Origin of the sequence: Streptomyces sp. NPDC055962 (assembly GCF_042270185.1) — a bacterium.
Taxonomy (GTDB): Bacteria; Actinomycetota; Actinomycetes; order Streptomycetales; family Streptomycetaceae; genus Streptomyces.
This window is the reverse complement of sequence record NZ_JBHJYN010000005.1, coordinates 357329-379320: the sequence shown is the minus strand read 5'-3', so window position 1 is coordinate 379320 and position 21992 is coordinate 357329. Positions and strand designations below refer to the sequence as shown.

The following is a 21992-nucleotide window of genomic DNA, read 5'->3' as shown; positions in this document are numbered from 1 at the left end:
AATTGAATTGCAGTTGACGGCCTGTCAACGAGTAGTGATAATCACGGCGCAATAACTTCACACAAATAATCCACAAGGATGAACATCATGCGTAAGTCCCTGATCTCGCTCACCCTGGGCGCCGCGCTGGCCCTCACCGCCACGCTCGGTGGCACCGCTTACGCCGGGGAGGGCAACTCCGACTGGCGCTACATGACGTGCACCTCGGGCGGCGCCCAGGGTGAGCTGGGGTACCGCTGGTGGAGCAAGGGCACCATCACCTCCATCGACCTGGAGCTCACCGCACTGGACATCTCGTCCGACGGTCACCACCCCGAGGTCCGCTTCGTCTCCCGCAACTACGGCGGCGGCATCAAGTACTGGGGCTGGCACTCCTACGACGGCGGGGCGCCCGGCGGCCGCGCCTGGTACACCAGCGCCCAGAGCGACGCCGGCCTCTACGGCATCGGCATCCAGATCGCCAACAAGGAGGGCAGCGAGATCGTGACCTACAAGACCTGCTGGGTCTCCGAGGCCGCCTGACCGTCCGGAAGACAGGCCCGAGGGTGGGACGGTGCGCCGCCCCACCCTCCCGCCTCGGACTCAGACGCCCGGGGTACGCCCGCCCAGCGCGGCCTCACCCGCGGCGCGCATGACGGCGAGCGGGGCGTCCAGGCCGGTCATCTGCTCCACCTGCAGGACGGCCTGGTGCACCAGGAGGTCGAGGCCTCCCACGACGCCCGCCCCCGCCGCCGCCCAGCGCGAGGCCAGCGCGGTCGGCCAGGGGTCGTAGAGGACGTCGAAGAGCGTGCCGGGCGCCGGGGGTACGGAGCCGGCGAGGCCGTCGGTGGTGCCGGCCGGGGTGGTGGCGATCACCAGGGGCGCGTGCAGGGCCTCATCGGCCTCGGCCCAGTCCGCGATCCTGACGTCGACGCCGAGGCGCGCACCCCAACCGCGCATCTCGTCGGCCCGCGCCGCACTGCGCACGTACGCCGTGACGGGCCCGGTGCAGATCGCGGCGAGGGCGGCCAGCGCGGAGGAGGCCGTGGCGCCCGCTCCGAGGACCGCGGCGGATTCGACCTTCTCGACGCCGCGTTCACGCAGGGCCGCGATCATCCCCGGGATGTCCGTGTTGTCCCCGAGACGGCGGCCGTCCTCGCTGAACACCACGGTGTTGACGGCCTCGACCGACGCCGCCGTGTCACTGATCCCGTCCAGCAGCGGAATGATCGCCCGCTTCAGCGGCATGGTCAGGGAGAGCCCCGCCCAGGACCTGTCCAGGCCCTCGACGAAGCCGGGCAGCGCCGCCTCGTCCACGTCGAAGCGGTCGTACGACCAGTCCTCCAGGCCGAGCGCCGCGTACGCGGCGCGGTGCAGGGCCGGGGAGAGGGAATGCGCGATGGGCGAGCCGAGGACGGCGGCCCTGTGCGTGGCGCTCACTGGTCCGCCTTGTTCTCTTCGTACTGCCTGCGGTTGCGCTCGTGCTCCTCGTTCGTCACCGCGAAGAGCGTCTTGTCCTCGGTCACGGAGACGAAGTAGTACCACGGGCCGGATGCCGGGCTGATCGCCGAGTGCAACGCGTCCGCACCCGGATTGGAGATCGGCCCGAGAGGGAGTCCCTTGATGCTGTACGTGTTGTACGGATCGTTGATCTTCCGAAGGTCGTCCACGGCACCGATGTCCAGTGTGCTCTCAGCTCGAATGTAATTGACCGTCGAGTCGAATTCGAGCCGTCCGACGGTTTCGAGGTTGTCCGGCTTGAGCCGGTTGTAGACCACCCGCGCGACCTTGTCGAAGTCGTGCTTGTACTTTCCTTCCTTCTGGACGAGGCTCGCCACGGTGATGACGTCGAGCGGAGAGTCCAGGTTCAGCTTCTTCGCGTTCTGCTCCAGGTCGAGCTTCGCGTATTCCTTGTTGGCCCGCGTGACCATCTTCTTCAGCGCGTCCTCGGGCTTCGAGCCCTTGGGAACTGCGTAGGCGGACGGAAAGAGGAACCCTTCCAGCGGATCCTTGATCTTCGGGTCGTCGTCCGCCCAGTCGGGCAGCCCGAGACTCTCGGCCTTCGTGTGCGCGACCTCGGCCGTGGTGCCCGCTTTCAGCTCCAGCCTTCGGTCGATGGCAGCGTAGATATCGCGGGTGCTCGTCCCCTCGGGAATGACGAGAGCGTTCTGGCTCTTCGGGTCGAGCATCATCTCGACAGCACTGTCCGCCGACATCTCCTTCTTCAGGAGATAGACGCCGGCCTGAAGGGACTTCCCCTTGGGGTTCCCGTTCTGCGCGGAAATGAAGGCGTCGGACGACTTCACGACGCCGGCCTTCTTCAGGATGCTCGCGATCTCGTTCCCGTACGCGCCCTCCGGGATCTCCACCTCGACCGAGCCCGTGCCGCTGCCCGTGTAGTCCGGGGCGGCGCCGAACTGGCTCTGGTAGTAGGAGTAGCCGAAGTAGCCCACTCCGCCCAGGCCTCCGACGAGGACCGCGGCCACACCGAGGCAGGCGCAGCCGTTGCGGCTCTTCTTCTTGCCCTTGCCGCGGCGCTCACCCCCGCCCCGGCCGGACTCACGCGGGTCGTCGTCGTACGCGTCGTCCTCGCGGGAACGGGAGCGGGAGCCGCGCCCGTCGGCCGGCTCGTCCTCGCCCGTGAAGAAAGGATGCGTCTCCTCCTGCGGCGCGTCCGGGTCCCAGTCCTGGCCCTGCTCGGGCTGCTGAGGCTGCCGGTCCTGCCGGGGTGCCTGCTCGCGGTGGCCCGGGGGCTGTGGCGGCGGGTACGCCTCGGAGGTGCCGTAGTAGTCGCCCTGCTCGCCGTAGCCGCCGGGGCCGTTCCCGTACTGGTGCTGCTGGGCGCCGTACGGCATCGCCGCCTGCTGGCCGGTGTCCCAGCCGCCGTTGTCGTACGGCGGCTGCGACTGCGGCTGGGCGTAGGGGTCCTGCGGCACGCCGTACGGCTGCTGCTGGTAGGGGTCCTGCTGATGCTGCTGCTGATACGGGTCCTGCTGATGCTGATACGGGTCCTGCTGATGCTGCTGGGCGTACGGGTCCTGCGGGTAGCCCTGCTGGGCGTAGGGGTCCTGGGCGTAGGGCTGCTGCCGGCCGTCGTACTGGCCCTGGTCCTGGCCGTGGGCGGCCTGGGGGCCTCCCCATCCCTGGTCCCCGTACAAGGGGTCCTCGGGATGCCACGGTTCGGAGCCGGAGCCCCGGCCATACTCAGTCATCGATCCCCTTGAGCCGCGAGACGACGCTCCGTCTCTTCGCTTTGCTGTGCGGTGTCTGTTCGAACACCGGCGCATCGCGCGGAACGTTACCGTATCGCGATCAGACAACCACTTCGACGCCCTCACCCGGCGCAGCGCCTGACGCCCGTTCGGACTCCAGAGCGTTCTGGAGGATCACCACAGCGGCAGCCTGGTCGATGACAGACCGGCCCTTCTTGGACTTCACGCCCGAAGCGCGCAGCCCCTGAGTGGCCGTCACTGTGGTCATCCTCTCGTCCAGGAGACGTACAGGAATCGGTGCGATGGCACGGGCGAACACCTGCGCGAACTCACGGACCTTCGCGGCCGCCGGTCCTTCCCCGCCCCCGAGGGAGCGGGGAAGCCCGACGATGACCTCGATCGGCTCGTACTCCTCGACGATCCGGCCGAGCCGCCGGTGGGCGGCCGGGACGTCGCGTCCCGGCACGGTCTCCACCGGCGTGGCGAGGATCCCGTCGGGGTCGCACGAGGCGACCCCGATCCGGGCGTCACCGACATCGATCGCGAGTCGGCGTCCTCGGCGCATCTGCGACATGTCGGGCGTCACGCCTTCTCGGTGACGAGGCGTTCGACAGCGGCTACGGCGTCACCGATGGCGTCCGGGTTCTGCCCGCCGCCCTGGGCGACGTCCGGCTTGCCGCCGCCACCGCCACCGAGGGTCTTGGCGGCGGTGCGGACCAGGTCGCCGGCCTTGAGACCGCGCTCGCGGGCGGCCTCGTTGGTGGCGATGACCGTCAGCGGGCGGCCGTTGGCCGTGGTGAACAGGGCCACGACGGCCGGGCGGCCGCCCTGGATGCGCCCGCGCACGTCGAGGACGAGCTTGCGCAGGTCGTCGGCCGTGGTGCCGTCCGGTACCTGCCCGGTGACGAGGGCGACGCCGCGCACGTCCTTGGCGGACTCCACGAGCCCGGCGGCGGCGGCGAGCACCTTCTCCGCACGGAACTTCTCGATCTCCTTCTCGGCGTCCTTCAGCTTGCCGAGCATGCCGGAGATCTTCTCGGGGAGCTCCTCGGGGCGGCCCTTGAGCAGCTCCTGGAGCTGGGCGACGACCGTGTGCTCCCTGGCGAGGAAGTTGTACGCGTCCACGCCGACCAGGGCCTCGATGCGGCGGACCCCGGAACCGATGGACGACTCGCCGAGCAGCTTGACCAGACCCAGCTGGGCGGTGTTGTGGACGTGCGTACCGCCGCACAGCTCCTTGGAGAAGTCGCCGATGGTGACGACACGGACCCGCTCGCCGTACTTCTCGCCGAACTCCGCGATGGCGCCCTGCTTCTTGGCGTCGTCGATGGACATGACCTCGGCCTGGACGTCGAGCTCCCGGGCGAGGACCTCGTTGATCTTCTGCTCCACGTCGGTCAGGACCGTGCCGGGTACGGCGGCGGGCGAGCCGAAGTCGAAGCGGAAGCGGCCGGGCGAGTTCTCCGAACCGGCCTGGGCGGCCGTCGGGCCCAGGGCGTCGCGCAGCGCCTGGTGGGTGAGGTGCGTGGCGCTGTGCGCGCGGGCGATGGCCCGGCGGCGGGTGTTGTCGATGGCGGCGAAGGCGGAGGCGCCGACCGTCACCTCACCGACCTGGACCGAGCCCTTGTGGACCGAGACGCCGGGCACGGGCTGCTGCACGTCGCGGACGGTGATCACGGCGCCGGTGTCGAGCCTGATCCGGCCCTGGTCGGCGAGCTGGCCGCCGCCCTCGGCGTAGAACGGGGTGCGGTCGAGGACGACCTCGACCTCGTCGCCCTCGGAGGCGGCGGGCGAGGGCACACCGTCGACGAGCAGGCCGACGATCTTCGACTCGCCCTCGGTGCTGGTGTAGCCGGTGAACTCGGTGACGCCGGAGTTGTCGGCGACCTCGCGGTAGGCGGACAGGTCGGCGTGGCCGGTCTTCTTCGCCTTGGCGTCGGCCTTGGCCTTGTCCCGCTGCTCCTGCATCAGACGGCGGAAGCCGTCCTCGTCGACCGCAAGGCCCTGCTCCGCGGCCATCTCCAGCGTGAGGTCGATGGGGAAGCCCCAGGTGTCGTGGAGCAGGAACGCCTTGTCGCCGGCCAGGACCTTGCCGCCGGCGGCCTTGGTCTCGGTGACGGCGGTCTCGAGGATGTTCGTGCCGCCCTTGAGTGCCTTGAGGAAGGCGGCCTCTTCCGCGAGGGCGACCGTCTCGATGCGCTTGCGGTCGGTGACGAGCTCCGGGTACTGCTGCCCCATGGTGTCGACGACGACGTCGACCAGCTCACGGACGACCGGACCGGTGGCGCCCATGAGGCGCATGTTGCGGATGGCGCGGCGCATGATGCGGCGCAGGACGTAGCCGCGGCCCTCGTTGCCCGGGGTGACACCGTCGCCGATGAGCATCACGGACGTGCGGATGTGGTCGGCGACGACGCGGAGGGAGACGTCGGAGCCCTTCTCGGCGCCGTAGCGGACGCCGGTGAGCTCGGTGGCCTTGTCCATGACGACGCGCAGGGTGTCGGTCTCGTACATGTTCTGCACGCCCTGAAGGATCATGGCGAGGCGTTCGAGGCCGAGACCGGTGTCGATGTTCTGCGACGGCAGGTCCCCGAGGATCGGGAAGTCCTCCTTGCCGTCGCCGGCGCCGCGCTCGTACTGCATGAAGACCAGGTTCCAGATCTCCACGTAGCGCTCGTCGTTGACGGCGGGGCCGCCCTCGACGCCGAACTCGGGGCCGCGGTCGTAGTTGATCTCGGAGCACGGGCCGCAGGGTCCGGGGACGCCCATGGACCAGAAGTTGTCCTTCTTGCCCAGGCGCTGGATGCGCTCGGCAGGGACGCCGATCTTCTCGCGCCAGATCTGCTCGGCCTCGTCGTCGTCGAGGTAGACCGTGATCCACAGCCGCTCGGGGTCGAGACCGAAGCCGCCGTCCTCGACGGAGTTCGTGAGCGCCGCCCAGGCGAGCTCGATGGCGCCTTCCTTGAAGTAGTCGCCGAACGAGAAGTTGCCGCACATCTGGAAGAACGTGCCGTGGCGGGTGGTCTTGCCGACCTCTTCGATGTCCGGCGTACGCACGCACTTCTGCACGCTGGTGACGCGCGGGGCGGGCGGCTTGACCTCTCCGAGGAAGTAGGGCTTGAAGGGAACCATGCCCGCGGGGACCAGCAGCAGAGTCGGGTCGTCCGCGATGAGCGACGCCGAAGGCACGACGGTGTGGCCGCGCTCCTCGAAGAAGCTCAGCCAGCGGCGACGAATTTCAGCCGACTCCATTAGTGGTCCTCATTCCGGTTGTTCGAGTTGTAGGGGAGTGTGCGGTGGGCGACGAGATCGGGGTCCGCGGGCGCCTCGATACCGAGTGCCCCGCCCAGTTCGGCCTCGCGCCTGACCATGCCCTCACGGACGTCGAGGGCGAAGTCCTTCAGCTTGTGACCTGCCTCGATCGCCTTGTCCGCGGCCTGCGCCGCGAGGCTCTCGGGGGTCAGCTGCCGGATCTTGCGGTTGACCTTGGTGGTGGCCCAGACGCCGGCGGCTGCGCCGGCGGTGAACCAGAAGGTACGGCGGAACATCGCTGGATCAGTCCTTCTGTCCGCGGGAGCTTCGGCCGTTCCGCTTCCTGTCACGGGCGGACGGCACGGTACGGCCGACGATCACGGTGCGGCGGGAGGCCCTGCGGTCCGGTTCCGGCTCCGCGGCGGTACGGCGGCCGATCGCCTGCCGTACCCCGTAGCCGAACGCGGCGACCTTCACGAGCGGACCGCCGAACGTCGACGCGACGGTGGTCGAGAGCGCGGAGGCGTTGGAGGTGACCTCCTGGACGTCGCTGGCGATGGCGTCGACCTTGTCGAGCTGGGTCTGCGCGGAACGCAGGGTCGCGGAGGCGTCGGCGAGCAGCGGGACCGCCTGCTCCGTCACGTCCGCCACCAGCGCGGTGGTCGCCCTGAGCGTCTGGGCCAGCCTCACCAGTACAACGGCGAGGAAGGAAACCAGGATCGCCCAGAAGACAGCCACCAGGATGCCGGCCACCTCTCCACCGGACACAGTGCACCGCTCTCTGCTCGTCGCCCTTGTCGGCCGGGACCTCCCCCGGCCGGTTTCTGCCTGGCGCCGCTCGGCCGGCGCGTCCTGCCACCCCTGCCGATCGTCGTCCCCCGAGCCTATCGCGCCGGGCGTCGCGCGCCGTACCGCATTACGGGGCGTGCGGCACGGGTGGTCACGGGGCGTGCGGTACGGGTCGTCACGGGGCGTGCGGCACGGGTCCCGGACGCGGGGCGATTGTACGGAGAGCGTACGTGCCAGTACTCTGCGTGTTTCATGCGACGCCCTCAGCGCCCCTCTCCCTCACCGGACGATCCGGAACCCGTCCCCGTGCGCGGCAACCTCCCGGCGGAGCTGAACGCCTTCGTGGGGCGCGAGGCCCAACTCGCCGAGATCCGCCCGCTCCTGGACAGGTCCAGGCTCATCACCGTGGCGGGCGTCGCGGGAGTCGGCAAGACCCGTTTCGCCACGCGGATCGCCGCCCTGATGGAGAAACGGTACTGCGACGGCGTCTGGCTGGCCGAGCTGTCGGCCGTCCACGACCCGGACCTCCTCGAACACGCGCTCGTCGACGCGATGGGGCTCACCGACCACACGAACAGGCCGCCGCGCGCCGTGCTGGTCGAGCACTGCGCGGAGCGCCGGCTCCTCCTCGTGGTCGACGGCTTCGAGCATCTCGCCGGCGCCTGCGCGGAGCTCGTGCGGGAGTTGCTGCGCCGGGCACCGGGCCTCCAGGTGCTCGCGGCGGGGCGCCGTCCGCTGCGGGTGGACGGCGAACTCACCTTCCCGCTCGCGCCGATGGCCGACGACGACGCCCTGGAACTCTTCACCCGTCGCGCCGCCGCGGTCCGGCCCGGGTTCCGGCTGACGGACGCCGGCCGGGACACCGCGCGCGAGCTCTGCCGCCGGCTCGACGGCATCCCGCTGGCCCTGGAGCTCGCCGCCGGGCGGCTGCGGGCCCTGACGGTGGAGCAGGTGCTGCACCGCCTCGACGACCGGTTCCGGCTGCTGACCGGGGGAAGCCCGAGCGCGCTCCCCCGCCACCAGACGCTGCGTACGGCCATCGGCTGGAGCCATGAACTGTGCGCCCCCGAACAGCGGCTGCTGTGGGCGCGGCTCTCGGTGTTCGCCGGGCAGTTCGACCTGGAGGCCGTCGAGTACATCTGCAGCGGTCCCGGCCTGCCGGCCGACTCCGTGCTGGACGTGCTGGACGAACTGCTGGCGCAGTCCGTGGTGGTGCGCGAGGACTCCGTCGTCGGCAGCCGCTACCGCCTGCTGGACACCGTGCGGGAGTACGGCGCCGAGTGGCTGCGCGCGACCGGGGACGCCGAGCGGCTGCGGCGCAGGCACCGGGACTGGTACCTGGGGCTCGCGACCTGGTGCGAGCTCGACTGGTTCAGCCCCAGGCAGGCGGAGGCGGCGGCGCGGATCGACAGCGAGCTCCCCAATCTGCGCCGGGCCATGGAGTGCTCGATGGAGAGTCCGGAGGAGGTCCATCTCGCGCAGTACCTGGCGGGCACGCTCTGGTTCTACTGGGCGGGATGCGGGCGCCTCTCCGAGGGGCGCCACTGGCTGGACCACGTGCTGGAGGAGGAGACCCCGTACGACCACTCGCGACTGAAGGCCCTGTGGGTGCTCGGTTACGTGGCCGTGCTGCAGGGGGACCCGGTCGGCGCGGTGTCGGCCCTGCAGGAGTGCCGCGAGGAGGGCGAGCGCTCGGGGGACGCCACGGCGGTGGCGTACGCCGTGCACCGCACGGGCTGTCTGTCGATCGTCACGGACGACCCTGCGCGCGCGGAGGAACTGCTGCGTGAGGCGCTCGGGCGCTACCGGGAGATCGGCGAGCTGAACAGCAACGTGCTGATGGCCCAGGTCGAGCTGGGCATGGCCGTGGCGTTCCGGGGGGATCTGGAGGGGGCCGCGGCGATCTGTGACGAGGTCCGCGAGATCTGCGAGGACCACGGTGAGCGGTGGACCCGGGCCTACGCCTTGTACGTCCTGGGCTACGCGGCGCTGCAGGCCGGGCGGGGCGGGGCGGCGCGCCGGATGCTCGGGGAGTCGCTGTCCATCGCACACGCCTTCCACGACCTGCTCGGCACGGTCCTCTCGCTGGAGCTGCTGGCCCTCATCACGCTCACCGAGGGCGACGCGGCGGAGGCAGCGGTGCTGCAGGGTGCGGCGGACCGGATCTGGCCCTCGGTGGGCCTGCCCCTGTTCGGCTCGGCGCACTACGGCAGGCCGCGCGCCGAGTGCGAGGAGCGGGCGAGGGCCGAGCTCGGGGACGCGCGGTACGAAGCGGAGCGGCGTTCCGGCCGCCGGCTGGACCCGGACGCCGTCGTGACCCGGGCGCTCAGGACGGGGACGGCCGGCGGCGACCGCCAGGAGGGGGCGTCCGGTACCGGGGCCGACGGCACCACGCCCCCCGAGGAGGCTCCCCCGGCCGCGGCGCCCGGGGACACGCGAAGGCCCGCCGCCTCCCGTACGACAGGGAGGGGCGGGCCCGAGCTCGGTTGAGAGCTACGCCTGGATCAGCGGGCGTAGTACTCGACGACGAGCTGCTCGTCGCAGATGACCGGGATTTCCTTGCGGTTCGGGTCACGGTCCAGGCGGAAGGCCAGGGCCTTCAGGTTCACCTGGAGGTAGCGCGGGGTCTCGCCGTCCGTGTCGTAGCCACCCTCGCGGGCGACCTGGAACGGGACCTTGGAGCGGCTGCGCTCGCGGACCTGCACGACGTCGTCGGGGCGCACGCGGAACGACGGCTTGTCGACCTTGCCACCGTTGACCTCGATGTGGCCGTGGACGACCATCTGGCGGGCCTGGTAGATGGTGCGGGCGATGCCCGAACGCAGGACCAGGGCGTCGAGACGGCGCTCGAGCTCGACGACCAGCGCCTCGCCCGTCTTGCCCTCGGCCTTACGGGCGCGGTCGTAGGCGCGCGCCATCTGGCGCTCGCTGATGTCGTACTGCGCGCGGAGACGCTGCTTCTCGAGCAGACGGACCTTGTAGTCCGAGTTCTGCTTGCGGCCACGGCCGTGCTCGCCCGGCGGGTAGGGGCGGGCTTCGAAGTACTTGACAGCCTTCGGCGTCAGGGCGATGCCGAGGGCACGCGACTTCTTGACCTTGGGACGCGACTGGTTAGGCACGTTCTCCAGACCTCCGTTGTAGGTTAGGTTAGGCTTACCTTACTCAAGGAGATCGCATGTCTCGCCCTGGGAACACCACACACGTCACGGACAGCACAGACAGCGACGGCGCACACGAAGGCGCCGTAACGACGGAAGGCCGATCTGATCGTGGTCAGCCGCGTCCCAGCGGGCTTGAAAACACTCGGATGCCGTCAGCAGCCGAGCGCACACGAACTCTCGTACAGAGTACCTGCTCCGCGGTGCTGCTCGTACCGGGGCTGTCGGTGATCCACCCGGACCAGCTGATGCCCGACTCCAGGAGCATCGGTCCGGAGGGGGATCTCTTCCTCGGATTCCCCGCGGACTCCCCGGTCGTACGGGCCGCGACGCGGGCCCAGGGGGACGAGCTGACCGCCGTGCTGGAGATCACCGACGTCGCCCCCGTCTCCGTGCCGCACCGCATCCGCGGACGGGCCCGGATCGCCGGCTGGCTCACCGCCGTACCCGGGCTCGCGCAGCCGGGACGGATGATGCTCCGGCTGGAGACCGGGGAGGCGTCGGTCGACGACCTGTGGGGCTTCGAGGAGGTCGAACCGGACGACTTCCGGGACGCCGTCGCCGACCCGCTGGTCGCCCACGAGGCCGAGCTGCTCCAGCACCTGCACGCCGCCCACGGAGAGCAGATGGCCTCGCTGTCCGCGCTGCTCGGCGACCGGGCCGAGTGCGGCTGCGCGGACCACCGTCTCGACGCCGTGCCGGTGGCACTGGACCGCTTCGGTCTCCGGGTGCGGTTCGTCGAGGACGGGAACGCCTGCTTCGACGCCCGGTTCGAGTTCCCCGGGCCCGTGCGCGACGTCGGAGAGCTGCGCCGGGCGATGCACACCCTCTTCGAGGCGGCGTCCTGCTGAGCGGGGGCGGTCACGAGGACGCCGGACCACCCGGACCGGCACGGCCGAGCCGCTCGCGGACCCGGTCCGCCACGTCGGCGTAGCGCGCCTCCGCGCCGTACCGCGTGGGCTCGTAGTAGCGCCTGCCGCGCACGGCGTCCGGGGCGTACTCCTGGGCGGCGATGCCGCCGGGTACGTCGTGCGGGTAGACGTAGCCCTGGGCGTGGCCCAGCTTGGCGGCGCCCTTGTAGTGGCCGTCGCGCAGATGGGCGGGGACCGGGCCGGCGAGGCCCCGGCGGACGTCCTCCTGCGCGGCGGAGATCGCCAGCGTCGCCGCATTGGACTTGGGCGCGAGTGCCAGCGCGATCGTGGCGTGGCTGAGGGTGAGCGCCGCCTCGGGGAAGCCGATCATGGCGACGGCCTGGGCGGCCGCCACGGCCGTCGGCAGCGCCGTCGGATCGGCGAGCCCGATGTCCTCGCTGGCGGAGATCATCAGCCGCCGGGCGATGAAGCGCGGGTCCTCCCCCGCCTCGATCATCCGGGCCAGGTAGTGGAGGGCTGCGTCCACGTCGGACCCGCGGATCGACTTGATCAGGGCACTCGCCACGTCGTAGTGCTGGTCGCCGTCCCGGTCGTACTTCACGGCGGCCCGGTCGACGGTCTCCTCGAGCGTGGTGAGCGTGATCTCCTGCTCGTGCGTGGCGAGGGCCGCTCCGGCGGCGGCCTCCAGCGCGGTCAGCGCGCGCCTCGCGTCCCCTCCGGCGATCCGCAGCAGATGGGCCTCGGCGTCCTCGGGCAGGGTGACGGCACCGCCCAGCCCCCGCTCGTCGGTCAGGGCCCGGCGCAGGAGCGCGCGCAGGTCCTCGTCGGTGAGCGGTTCCAGGGTGAGGAGCAGCGAGCGGGACAGCAGCGGGGAGATGATCGAGAAGTACGGATTCTCCGTGGTGGCCGCGATCAGCGTGACCCAGCGGTTCTCGACGGCGGGGAGCAGGGAGTCCTGCTGGGCCTTGGAGAAGCGGTGGATCTCGTCGAGGAAGAGGACCGTCTCCTTGCCGAAGCCGCCGGTGGCGCGGCGCGCGCCCTCGATGACGGCCCGGACCTCCTTGACCCCGGCGGTGATCGCGGAGAGCTCGACGAAGCGCTTGTTGGTGGCCTTGCTGACCACGTACGCCAGGGTCGTCTTCCCCGTGCCGGGCGGACCCCAGAGGATCACCGACGAGGGACCGGCGGGGCCCCCGCTGCCTTCGCCCACGAGGCGGCGCAGGGGTGAGCCCGGCTTCAGCAGGTGCTGCTGGCCGACGACCTCGTCCAGCGTGCGAGGGCGCATCCGGACAGCGAGGGGGCTGCCGGACGGGTCCTTCTCCTGGCGGTCTTCGGCTGCTGCGGTAAACAGGTCGGGCTCCACGCAAGAAGCCTATGCCACCCCACTGACACGGCCCCCTGCCGCGTCAGCTGGTCCAGAAGTCCCACCAGCGGGTCAGGATCAGCATGCCGATGATCCCGATCCAGAGCACCGGCGGCACCCAGTGGAACTCGGTGAGGGTGTTCCGCAGCCAGGCGGGGGCGGGCAGGATGCCGTGCTTGATGTTGTGCGTGGTGACGTAGCAGAACATGAAGATCGTGGCGACCCAGGCCAGGCAGCACCACAGGCAGAGCGAGTTGATGTTGTAGAGCGACTGGTACTGCAGCCAGGTGCAGAAGCCGACGCCGAACAGCGTGCCCGCGTTGAGGCCCAGCCAGTACCAGGAGCGGAAGCGGGCGCCGGCGAGGAGCGCCATGCCGATGCCGATGACCACCGAGTAGGTGGCGATGCCGAGCATCGGGTTGGGGAAGCCGAAGGCGGCGGCCTGCTCGCTCTTCATGATGTTGCCGCACGCGACGACCGGGTTCAGGCTGCAGCCCGGGGTGAAGCTCGGGTCCTCCAGCAGCTTGAACTTGTCGATCGTGATCACCCAGGCGGCGAGCAGCCCGGCCGCGCCGGTGATCACCAGCAGCAGCGCGAGCGCGCGACTGCCGCCGTAGGTCTTCGCGCCGCTGTCCTCGTCCTGCCGGGAGGAGGGATGATCTACCGCTGCCATCGTCATATCGCCGTTCCATCACTGAGTAGTCAGCTGGGCAGGGTCATTGTGCCGCACCACCGGCACGGCCGTTCGTTCGATACGGATAAAGGCGTTCCCATGCAGGGCTCGGAACGCAGAGCTCCGGGAGATCCTCCTCCCCAGGGGCGAATCGGCGAGCGACGTACGGGGACTGCGCGGGCGTGACGGCGATCCGACCGCAGTGGACGGTCTCGACCTGCGGATCCGTCCCGGCGAGGTGGTCGGGATTCTCGGGCCGAACGGCGCGGGGAAGAGCACCACCGTGGAGATCCTCCAGGGGCACCGCAGCCGCGACGGCGGCACGGTCCGTGTCCTGGGGGCCGATCCGGCGACCGCCGACGGCCGTCGGCGTTCCCGCATCGGCATCGTCCGGCAGGATGAATCGGCTCCCGCCGAGTTGACGGTGAAGGAGACGGCGGAGCACTTCGCGCGGTCCGTGGCCCTGCGGGAGCGGTTCGGCAGCGAGGCCGCCCAGGGGTTCCGCTCGGTGTTCCTGCCCGACTCCGCGGCCGTGATCGAGCAGACGGGCGCCTGGGAACCGGGCCGGATCGCCCTGGTGCCGGGCGCCTGGTGTCTGGGCGGCCTGGTCCTGTGCCTCCTGACCTTCCGGTGGCGCAACCGGCGCTGAACGCGCTGTGCCCGCCCGGACGGATCGGGCGGGCACAGCGGGTGGGACGGGTGCGGATCAGGCCAGCTTCGCGCGCACCGTGGCCACGACCGCGTCGAGTGCGACCGGTTCCTGCTCGCCGGACTCCATGTCCTTGAGCTGGACGTTGCCGTCGGCGAGATCACGCTCGCCGGCCACGACCGTGAAGCGAGCGCCGGAGCGGTTCGCGCTCTTCATCGCGCCCTTGAGCCCGCGGCCGCCGAACGCGAAGTCCGTGGCGACGCCGGCCCGGCGCAGCTCGGTCACGAGGCCGAAGAGCACCCGCCGGGCGTCTTCGCCGAGCGGCACGGCGTACACGCTGGTGGTCGAGGGGATCTCCAGCTCGACGCCCTCCGCCTCCAGCGCCAGCACCGTGCGGTCCACACCGAGGGCCCAGCCGACGGACGGCAGTGCCGGGCCGCCGATCATCTCGGAGAGGCCGTCGTACCGGCCGCCGCCGCCCACCGCGGACTGGGAGCCCAGACCGTCGTGGACGAACTCGAACGTCGTCCGCGTGTAGTAGTCGAGGCCCCGGACCAGCTTCTCGTCGTCCTCGTACACCACGCCCGCCGACGTCAGCAGGTCGCGGACCTCCTCGTGGTACGCCTTGCAGGCGTCGCAGAGGAAGTCACGGAGCATCGGGGCGCCGGTCAGCTGCTTCTGGACGTCGGGCCGCTTGTCGTCGAGCACGCGGAGCGGGTTGATCTCGATACGCCGGCGGGTCTCCTCGTCGAGGTCGAGATCGCGCAGGAACGTCTGGAGGGCCTCGCGGTAGACGGGGCGGCACTCCTTGTCACCCAGCGAGTTCAGCAGGATGCGGAACTGGCTGAGGCCGAGGGAGCGGTACGCCTGGTCGGCCAGGATGATCAGCTCGGCGTCCAGCGCGGGGTCCTCGGCGCCGATCGCCTCGGCACCGACCTGCGAGAAGTGGCGGTAACGGCCCTTCTGCGGGCGCTCGTAGCGGTAGTACGAGCCGGAGTACCAGAGCTTGACGGGGAGGTTGCCCGCCTTGTGCAGGTTGGCCTCCAGCGCCGCGCGCAGCACGGAGGCGGTGCCCTCGGGGCGGAGCGCGAGCTTGTCGCCGCCCTTGGTCTCGAAGGCGTACATCTCCTTGGAGACGATGTCGGTGGACTCACCGACTCCGCGCGCGAAGAGGGCGACGTCCTCGAAGCCGGGCGTCTCGATGTAGCCGTAGCCGGAGTTCTTCAGGGGCTCGGCGAGCGCCCCGCGCACCGCGAGGTACTTCGCGGAGTCCGGCGGGGTCAGGTCGTACGTGCCCTTGGGGGCCTGGAAGGTGCTCACGGTTCTTTCTCTCGTCACATTCCTCGGCGGGGCGCGGCCAGACCGTTCAGGTACGGGTTGGAGGCGCGCTCGCGGCCGATGGTCGTCTGGGGGCCGTGGCCGGACAGCACCACGGTCGAGTCGTCGAGCGGCAGGCACACACGGGCCAGCGAGTCGAGGAGCTCGGCGTGGTCGCCACCGGGCAGGTCGGTACGTCCGACGGAGCCGGCGAAGAGCAGGTCGCCCGAGAAGAGGACCTGCGGGACATCCGCGGCCTCGGGCATCCTGAACGTCACCGACCCCTTGGTATGCCCGGGCGCGTGCGCGACGCCGAACTCGAGGCCCGCCAGGTTCAGCACGGCGCCGTCGTCCAGCTCGTGGACGTCGTCCGGCTCGCCCACCGTCAGGTCGCCCATCAGCGGCATTCCGAACGACCGGCCGAGCGCCTTCTCCGGGTCGCTCATCATGTAGCGGTCCTCGGGGTGGATCCAGGCGGGGACGTCATGGGCACCGCACACGGGGACGACCGAGGCGACGTGGTCGATGTGGCCGTGGGTGAGGACGACGGCGACGGGCTTGAGCCGATGCTTCTTCAGCGTGTCCTCGACGCCCTGGGCGGCCTGGTGGCCCGGGTCGATGATCACGCACTCCTCACCGGCGGCGGGGGCGACCAGGTAGCAATTGGTCCCCCAGGCCCCGGCGGGGAACCCGGCAATCAGCACGTTCGTCCTTAGTGTTCGTCCGACGAGAAGGGCCGCGGAGTGAAATGCGGCAGATCAGAGCCTACCGGCGCTCCTCATTCCACAGCTAACCCATATACCGTACGGGCATTCCAGGTCCGATCACACGACGTACAAGGAGACCATCCGGTGGTCAGCAGCGATCAGCGGCGGCGGCAGCTCGCCCGGGAGAAGTTCGAGCGGCAGCAGCAGCGCCGGGAGGAAGCGCGCCGGAGGACCAGGCGTCTCACGGTGATCATCGCCTCGTCGGTGGCCGTGGTGGCGGTCATCGGTGCGGGCGCCTACGTCTCGCTCGGCGACGACGACTCGAAGAGCACCGCGGACGCGGCCGCGAGCGCCGACCCCTCGGCGTCGCCCTCACCCTCGGAGAGCGAGAGCAAGGCTCCCGAGCCCGCGATGAAGATCGACAAGAAGGCGACGTACTCGATGTCGCTCAAGACGAGCCAGGGCGACATCAAGATCGCGATGGACGCGGCGAAGACCCCGCACACCGTCAATTCGTTCAAGGCCCTCGCGGACAAGGGGTACTTCGACGACACGAAGTGTCACCGACTGACCACGGAGGGCATCTTCGTGCTGCAGTGCGGTGACCCGAAGGGCGACGGGACCGGCGGCCCCGGCTACACGATCCCGGACGAGAACCTGACCGCACTGGGCAAGGCGGGCGACGACGGCTCGGTGACGTATCCCGCGGGCACCGTGGCGATGGCGAACACCGGCCAGCCGGGCACCGGCGGAAGCCAGTTCTTCCTGGTCTACAAGGACACCAAACTGCCGCCCAGCTACACGCCGTTCGGCACCATGGACGATGCCGGCCTGAAGGCCGTCAAGAAGGTCGCCGAGGCGGGCGTCACCGGTGGCGCGGGCGACGGCGCTCCGAAGAAGACCGTGACGGTGGAGAAGGCGACGGTCGACAAGGCCTGACCGTGTGCGAGGCCACCCGGCGCGGGGTCACCGGACCGCACCGGAGAATTTCAGCCGCGCTGAGTGCGGACAGCCGGGTGGCCGGTCGCCTAGATTGGCGTTGTGCAGGGCGGGCGCTGCCCGCCCCAGGAAACTGTGGACGATGCACGGGGGGCGAACCCCCTCGATGCATCAGGTGGAGGAGGCGCTGTGAGCAGCGACCCGTGGGGCCGTGTCGACGAGACGGGCACCGTGTACGTGCGTACGGCCGAGGGCGAGCAGGTCGTCGGATCGTGGCAGGCCGGTTCCCCCGATGAGGCACTGGCCTACTTCGAGCGCAAGTACGAGGGCCTGGTGGTCGAGATCGGCCTTCTCGAGCGGCGGGTGAAGACCACCGACCTCTCGGCGAAGGACGCGACGACGGCGATCGATCACCTGCGTCAGCAGGTCGACGAGCACCACGCCGTCGGTGACCTGGCCGCGCTCGGCAAGCGGCTGGACGCGCTCGTCGCGACGGTCGACTCGCGCCGCGAGGAGCGCAAGGTCCAGAAGGCGAAGCAGACCGACGAGGCCCGTCAGGCCAAGGAGGCGCTGGTCGTCGAGGCCGAGGAGCTGGCGCAGAGCGAGCAGTGGCGCTCGGCGGGTGAGCGTCTGAGGGCGCTGGTCGACACGTGGAAGGGGCTGCCTCGTCTGGACCGCAAGTCCGACGACGAGCTGTGGCACCGGTTCTCCCACGCCCGCTCCGCCTTCTCCAAGCGCCGCAAGGCCCACTTCGCGGCGCTGGACGCCCAGCGCGAGGAGGCCCGCAAGGTCAAGGAGCGGCTCGTCGCCGAGGCCGAGTCGCTCTCCGGCTCGACCGACTGGGGTGCGACGGCCGCGCGTTACCGCGACCTGATGACCGAGTGGAAGGCCGCGGGCCGCGCCCAGCGCGAGTCCGAGGACGAGCTGTGGAACCGCTTCCGCGGCGCCCAGGACGTGTTCTTCGCCGCCCGCAGCGGCGTCTTCGCCGAGCGGGACGCCGAGCAGGGCGAGAACCTCAAGCTCAAGGAGGAGCTCGCCGCCGAGGCCGAGAAGCTCGTCCCGGTGACGGACCTGAAGGCGGCCCGGGCCGCCTTCCGTTCCATCAACGAGCGCTGGGAGGCCATCGGCCACGTCCCGCGTGACGCCCGGCCGAAGGTCGAGGGCAGGGTGCACGCCGTGGAGCGGGCCCTCCAGGAGGCCGAGGAGTCCGAGTGGCGCCGGACGAATCCGGAGGCGCGGGCACGCGCCGCCGGGCTGACCGGGCAGCTCCAGGGAGCCGTCGACAAGCTGCGCACGCAGATCGACGCGGCTCGCGCCTCGGGCAACAACGCCCGGGCGGACAAGCTCTCCCGCGAGCTGGAGGGCCGTCAGGCGCTCCTGGACCAGGCGCTGAAGGGCCTGGAGGAGTTCGGCGGCTGACGCCGGGCGACTCCTCAGGGGCCTTCTCGCGTACAAGCGGGGAGGCCCCTTCCTCGTACGGGCGGCAATGAGGGAGGGGCGAGAACTGCCGGAAACCAGCAGTGAACCGGACGCGCCGGGAAGCGATGATCCACGCACCGGCAGGCTACGGTCCCTGCCGGACTTCCGTGTACATTCACGTAGTTGAGGCAGGTTCATTGATGAGAACGACTCGTGTCGCCCTGACCGCGGCGGCTTTCGCCCTCGCCCCGGCCCTCCTCCTTTCCGGGCCGGCCTTCGCCGCAGGGACGGCGTCCCCGTCCGCTGCGGCGGTCGCCCCCTCGGCGGGCGAGGCAACCGACATCCCGGTGGACGAGATGTCCGACGACGACGTACGCGTGGCCCTCTTCCGCATCCTCGGGGACCCGGACTCCGGGAAGCGCGTGACCGCGGAAGTCACCGCCCTCCTCGACAGCGGCGACATCGCGCAGATGCGGGAGTGGCTGAAGACCGGCTACGCGGCGGCCCAGGCCGAGGACGACCGCGTCGCCATAGTCCGTATCCTCGCCGACCCCGACTCCGGCAAGCGCGTCAAGGCCGAGATCAACGCACTCCTCGACCACAACGACCCCGCCGAGATCCGCGAGTGGCTCGAGACCGGCTACCGCCTCGCCCAGGCCGAGGACGACCGCGTGGCGATCGTGAGCATCCTGAACCGCCCCGGCATCAGTGATGCTCTCCGGGCCGCGGTCCAGGACGCGATCGACGGCACCCCGGAGGAGATGCGCTACTTCCTCGAGTACGGCCAGTACGAGGTCGACGCCTGAGAAGCGTCACCGCCCGGGGACGATCAGGGCCGGCGGGCGGGAAGCCTGCGGCCGGCCCTGGACGCGTTCCTCGGTCCTGTCCGGCGGATCCTCGTGCCTGCGAAGATCCGCCGGAGGGAACCTCAGGGCCGCCGCGCCGAGGTGACCCGGTAGACGTCGTAGACGCCCTCCACGCCGCGCACGGCCTTCAGGACGTGTCCCAGGTGCTTGGGGTCGCCCATCTCGAAGGTGAAGCGCGAGGTGGCCACCCTGTCCCGGGACGTCTGCACGGCCGCCGACAGGATGTTCACGTGCTGGTCGGACAGGACGCGGGTGACGTCGGAGAGGAGCCGCGACCGGTCCAACGCCTCGACCTGGATGGCGACGAGGAAGACCGACGACTGGGTGGGCGCCCACTCGACGTCGAGGATGCGCTCGGGCTGCTGCGACAGCGAGTCGACGTTCACGCAGTCCGCGCGGTGCACCGAGACTCCGCTGCCCCGGGTGACGAACCCGATGATCGGGTCGCCCGGAACGGGAGTGCAGCAGCGGGCCAGTTTGACCCAGACGTCCTCGACGCCCTTGACGACCACACCCGGATCCGCCTTGGACCGGCGCTTGTTGCGGCCGTGCGAGGGCGGCGAGCTCTCCGCCAGGTCCTCGTTGGCCGCGTCCTCGCCGCCGAGCGCCTGGACGAGCTTCTGGACGACACCCGCCGCGGCGACATGGCCCTCGCCGATCGCCGCGTACAGCGACGAGATGTCCGGGTAGCGCATCTCGTGCGCCAGCGTGACCAGGGAGTCTCCGGTCAGGATGCGCTGGATCGGCAGGTTCTGCTTGCGCATGGCCCGCGCGATGGAGTCCTTGCCCTGCTCGATCGCCTCGTCACGCCGCTCCTTGGAGAACCAGGCGCGGATCTTGTTGCGCGCCCGGGGCGACTTGACGAACTGGAGCCAGTCGCGGGAGGGCCCGGCGCCGGCCGCCTTGGAGGTGAAGACCTCCACCAGGTCGCCGTTGTCCAGCGTCGACTCCAGCGGCACGAGCCGTCCGTTGACCCGTGCTCCTATGGTCCGGTGGCCGACCTCCGTGTGGACGGCGTACGCGAAGTCGACCGGCGTCGCACCGGCGGGCAGCGCTATCACGTCGCCCTTCGGCGTGAAGACGAAGACCTCGTTGCGCGACAGGTCGAAGCGGAGGGACTCCAGGAACTCGCTGGGGTCCTCGGTCTCCTTCTGCCAGTCCAGGAGCTGGCGCAGCCACGCCATGTCGTTGACGGTGTCCTGGCCGCGGCCGCCCGTGTTCTTGGGGACGTCCGTACGCACCTTGGAGGCACCCGCGACGGCCTCCTGCTTGTACTTCCAGTGCGCGGCGATGCCGTACTCGGCGCGGCGGTGCATGTCGAACGTACGGATCTGGAGTTCGACGGGCTTGCCGCTGGGGCCGATCACCGTGGTGTGCAGCGACTGGTACATGTTGAACTTGGGCATCGCGATGTAGTCCTTGAACCGCCCGGGCACGGGATTCCACCGGGCGTGGACGGTGCCGAGCGCCGCGTAGCAGTCGCGGACGGTGTCGACGAGGACGCGGATGCCCACCAGGTCGTAGATCTCGGCGAAGTCGCGGCCCCGCACGATCATCTTCTGGTAGACGCTGTAGTAGTGCTTCGGCCGGCCGGTGACGGTGGCCTTGATGCGGGCGGCGCGCAGGTCGGACTGGACCTCGTCGGTCACTATGGCCAGGTACTCGTCACGCTTGGGCGCGCGCTCGGCGACGAGGCGGACGATCTCGTCGTACATCTTGGGGTAGAGGATCGCGAAGGCGAGGTCCTCCAACTCCCACTTGATGGTGTTCATGCCCAGGCGGTGGGCCAGCGGCGCGTAGATCTCGAGGGTCTCGCGGGCCTTCTTCTCCTGCTTCTCCCGCTTGAGATAGCGCATGGTGCGCATGTTGTGCAGCCGGTCGGCGAGCTTGATGACGAGGACCCGGGGGTCCTTGGCCATGGCGACGACCATCTTGCGGACCGTCTCGGCCTGGGCGGCCTCGCCGAACTTCACCTTGTCGAGCTTGGTGACGCCGTCGACCAGCAGCGCGACCTGGTCGCCGAAGTCCTTGCGCAGGGTGTCCAGGCCGTACTCGGTGTCCTCGACCGTGTCGTGCAGCAGCCCGGCCATCAGCGTGGCCGGATCCATGCCGAGCTCGGCGAGGATCGTCGTGACGGCCAAGGGATGGGTGATGTAGGGGTCGCCGCTCTTGCGCTTCTGGCCCCGGTGCCATCGTTCGGCGACCTGGTAGGCCTTCTCGATCTGGCGGAGGGTCGCGGACTCGATCTTGGGATCGTTGCCGCGGACCGTGCGCAGGAGGGGTTCCAGGACCGGGTTGTACGGGCTGGAGCGCTGTACGCCCAGCCGGGCGAGGCGGGCCCGGACGCGGTTGGAGGAGCCACCGGAGCGCGCGGGAGCAGCCGGCGGTGCGGCGGCGGACCTGGCCGGCGGCTTCGCAGCGGGCGCGGGATTCCTGGTGGCGGGCGCGGGAGCCGGGGAATCGGGAGCCGCGGCCGCGGGCTTCGCCGGTGACGCGGGCTTCGCCCCGGAGGACGGTGCGGGCTTCGCCCCGGACGACGGTGCGGCCTTCGTCCCGGGGGGCGGGGAAGGCTTCGCCTGTGTGGCGGGCGCCTGGGGGGCCGGAGCCTCGACGGGGCCCTGCGTGTGCTCGCCTGCGGTCCCGGGCTCTGCGGCCCCGTCGGACTGCGCCTTCCCGGGCGTGGCGGAGGCCGCCTCAGGCCTGTCGGGCTGCGGGGCGGCGGCGGGCTGGGCCTCGTCTGGCAAGAGCGCTCCTCGTGCGGATCCGGGCTACCGGAAAGCCCATGGTATCGACCCCC

19 protein-coding genes are annotated in these 21992 nt (G+C 70.5%); 7 read left to right on the top strand and 12 right to left on the bottom strand.

The features are described 5' to 3' along the window. Positions 1–87: 87 nt before the first annotated feature. Positions 88–522: a hypothetical protein gene (locus ACFC51_RS17895; RefSeq protein ID WP_376373462.1), complete on the top strand. Its 435-nt coding sequence runs from the start codon at positions 88–90 to the stop codon at positions 520–522. 60 nt (positions 523–582) lie between these two features. Here the strand turns inward: ACFC51_RS17895 and ACFC51_RS17890 are convergent, their stop codons facing one another. The 6 genes from ACFC51_RS17890 to ACFC51_RS17865 all read right to left on the bottom strand — a co-directional run bounded on the left by ACFC51_RS17890 (position 583) and on the right by ACFC51_RS17865 (position 7196). Further along, positions 583–1419 (bottom strand): shikimate dehydrogenase, encoded by an 837-nt coding sequence (locus tag ACFC51_RS17890; RefSeq protein WP_376373465.1) that lies wholly within the window; start codon positions 1417–1419, stop codon positions 583–585. Continuing rightward, positions 1416–3191 carry an endolytic transglycosylase MltG gene (gene mltG, locus ACFC51_RS17885; RefSeq protein ID WP_376373468.1) on the bottom strand — a complete coding sequence of 592 codons (1776 nt, stop codon included), beginning with the start codon at positions 3189–3191 and terminating at the stop codon, positions 1416–1418. Before mltG ends, ACFC51_RS17890 begins: the two co-directional genes overlap by 4 nt. A 100-nt stretch (positions 3192–3291) precedes the next feature. Continuing rightward, on the bottom strand, positions 3292–3765 hold the full coding sequence (ruvX, locus tag ACFC51_RS17880; RefSeq protein ID WP_376529523.1) for a Holliday junction resolvase RuvX: 474 nt from the start codon (positions 3763–3765) through the stop codon (positions 3292–3294). A gap of 8 nt (positions 3766–3773) precedes the next feature. Further along, entirely contained in the window at positions 3774–6443 is a 2670-nt protein-coding gene (alaS, locus tag ACFC51_RS17875; protein ID WP_376529520.1) for an alanine--tRNA ligase, read from the bottom strand. Further along, a complete protein-coding gene (locus ACFC51_RS17870; RefSeq protein ID WP_376373476.1) occupies positions 6443–6739 on the bottom strand; it encodes a hypothetical protein in 297 nt (98 codons plus the stop codon). Before ACFC51_RS17870 ends, alaS begins: the two co-directional genes overlap by 1 nt. A 7-nt stretch (positions 6740–6746) precedes the next feature. Continuing rightward, a complete protein-coding gene (locus ACFC51_RS17865) occupies positions 6747–7196 on the bottom strand; it encodes a DUF948 domain-containing protein (RefSeq protein WP_376373593.1) in 450 nt (149 codons plus the stop codon). 288 nt (positions 7197–7484) lie between these two features. Here ACFC51_RS17865 and ACFC51_RS17860 point away from each other — a divergent pair, with 288 nt between their 5' ends. Then, positions 7485–9722, top strand: a complete 2238-nt coding sequence (locus ACFC51_RS17860) for an AAA family ATPase (protein WP_376373478.1) — start codon at positions 7485–7487, stop codon at positions 9720–9722. A gap of 14 nt (positions 9723–9736) precedes the next feature. Here the strand turns inward: ACFC51_RS17860 and rpsD are convergent, their stop codons facing one another. Then, a complete protein-coding gene (gene rpsD, locus ACFC51_RS17855; protein WP_014157362.1) occupies positions 9737–10351 on the bottom strand; it encodes a 30S ribosomal protein S4 in 615 nt (204 codons plus the stop codon). 188 nt (positions 10352–10539) lie between these two features. Between rpsD and ACFC51_RS17850 the strand changes: the two genes are divergently transcribed. Then, the gene (locus ACFC51_RS17850) at positions 10540–11241 is read left to right on the top strand and encodes a DUF2470 domain-containing protein (RefSeq protein WP_376373482.1); all 702 of its coding nucleotides are present in this window, start codon (positions 10540–10542) and stop codon (positions 11239–11241) included. Positions 11242–11251: 10 nt separating this feature from the next. Here the strand turns inward: ACFC51_RS17850 and ACFC51_RS17845 are convergent, their stop codons facing one another. Both ACFC51_RS17845 and ACFC51_RS17840 read right to left on the bottom strand, forming a co-directional pair. Next, positions 11252–12625: a replication-associated recombination protein A gene (locus tag ACFC51_RS17845; protein ID WP_376373485.1), complete on the bottom strand. Its 1374-nt coding sequence runs from the start codon at positions 12623–12625 to the stop codon at positions 11252–11254. 43 nt (positions 12626–12668) lie between these two features. Further along, the gene (locus ACFC51_RS17840) at positions 12669–13304 is read right to left on the bottom strand and encodes a vitamin K epoxide reductase family protein (RefSeq protein WP_376373488.1); all 636 of its coding nucleotides are present in this window, start codon (positions 13302–13304) and stop codon (positions 12669–12671) included. Between the two features lie 124 nt (positions 13305–13428). Here ACFC51_RS17840 and ACFC51_RS17835 point away from each other — a divergent pair, with 124 nt between their 5' ends. Next, positions 13429–13947, top strand: a complete 519-nt coding sequence (locus ACFC51_RS17835; protein WP_376529670.1) for an ATP-binding cassette domain-containing protein — start codon at positions 13429–13431, stop codon at positions 13945–13947. Positions 13948–14004: 57 nt separating this feature from the next. Here ACFC51_RS17835 and hisS read toward each other — a convergent pair whose 3' ends face one another. After that, on the bottom strand, positions 14005–15267 hold the full coding sequence (gene hisS / locus ACFC51_RS17830) for a histidine--tRNA ligase (RefSeq protein ID WP_376529517.1): 1263 nt from the start codon (positions 15265–15267) through the stop codon (positions 14005–14007). Between the two features lie 14 nt (positions 15268–15281). After that, positions 15282–15968, bottom strand: a complete 687-nt coding sequence (locus ACFC51_RS17825; protein ID WP_376529515.1) for an MBL fold metallo-hydrolase — start codon at positions 15966–15968, stop codon at positions 15282–15284. Between the two features lie 147 nt (positions 15969–16115). Here ACFC51_RS17825 and ACFC51_RS17820 point away from each other — a divergent pair, with 147 nt between their 5' ends. From ACFC51_RS17820 to ACFC51_RS17810, 3 genes are all read left to right on the top strand, one after another. After that, on the top strand, positions 16116–16910 hold the full coding sequence (locus ACFC51_RS17820) for a peptidylprolyl isomerase (protein ID WP_376373494.1): 795 nt from the start codon (positions 16116–16118) through the stop codon (positions 16908–16910). Positions 16911–17099: 189 nt separating this feature from the next. Further along, the gene (locus ACFC51_RS17815) at positions 17100–18329 is read left to right on the top strand and encodes a DUF349 domain-containing protein (protein WP_376373496.1); all 1230 of its coding nucleotides are present in this window, start codon (positions 17100–17102) and stop codon (positions 18327–18329) included. A 200-nt stretch (positions 18330–18529) separates the two neighbouring features. Beyond that, positions 18530–19135, top strand: coding sequence for an ALF repeat-containing protein (locus ACFC51_RS17810; protein ID WP_376529513.1), 606 nt, complete (start codon positions 18530–18532; stop codon positions 19133–19135). Positions 19136–19257: 122 nt separating this feature from the next. Here the strand turns inward: ACFC51_RS17810 and ACFC51_RS17805 are convergent, their stop codons facing one another. After that, complete coding sequence (locus tag ACFC51_RS17805; RefSeq protein ID WP_376373502.1) at positions 19258–21939, bottom strand: RelA/SpoT family protein; 2682 nt, start codon at positions 21937–21939, stop codon at positions 19258–19260. Positions 21940–21992: the final 53 nt, after the last annotated feature.

What these genes read in the sequence shown, in the direction of transcription:
- alaS (WP_376529520.1), bottom strand. Translation starts at nt 6,443, where the DNA reads ATGGAGTCGGCTGAAATTCGTCGCCGCTGGCTGAGCTTCTTCGAGGAG.
- ACFC51_RS17860 (WP_376373478.1), top strand. Translation starts at nt 7,485, where the DNA reads ATGCGACGCCCTCAGCGCCCCTCTCCCTCACCGGACGATCCGGAACCC.
- ACFC51_RS17840 (WP_376373488.1), bottom strand. Translation starts at nt 13,304, where the DNA reads ATGACGATGGCAGCGGTAGATCATCCCTCCTCCCGGCAGGACGAGGAC.
- ACFC51_RS17870 (WP_376373476.1), bottom strand. Translation starts at nt 6,739, where the DNA reads ATGTTCCGCCGTACCTTCTGGTTCACCGCCGGCGCAGCCGCCGGCGTC.
- ACFC51_RS17895 (WP_376373462.1), top strand. Translation starts at nt 88, where the DNA reads ATGCGTAAGTCCCTGATCTCGCTCACCCTGGGCGCCGCGCTGGCCCTC.
- mltG (WP_376373468.1), bottom strand. Translation starts at nt 3,191, where the DNA reads ATGACTGAGTATGGCCGGGGCTCCGGCTCCGAACCGTGGCATCCCGAG.
- ruvX (WP_376529523.1), bottom strand. Translation starts at nt 3,765, where the DNA reads ATGTCGCAGATGCGCCGAGGACGCCGACTCGCGATCGATGTCGGTGAC.
- ACFC51_RS17850 (WP_376373482.1), top strand. Translation starts at nt 10,540, where the DNA reads ATGCCGTCAGCAGCCGAGCGCACACGAACTCTCGTACAGAGTACCTGC.
- ACFC51_RS17810 (WP_376529513.1), top strand. Translation starts at nt 18,530, where the DNA reads ATGAGAACGACTCGTGTCGCCCTGACCGCGGCGGCTTTCGCCCTCGCC.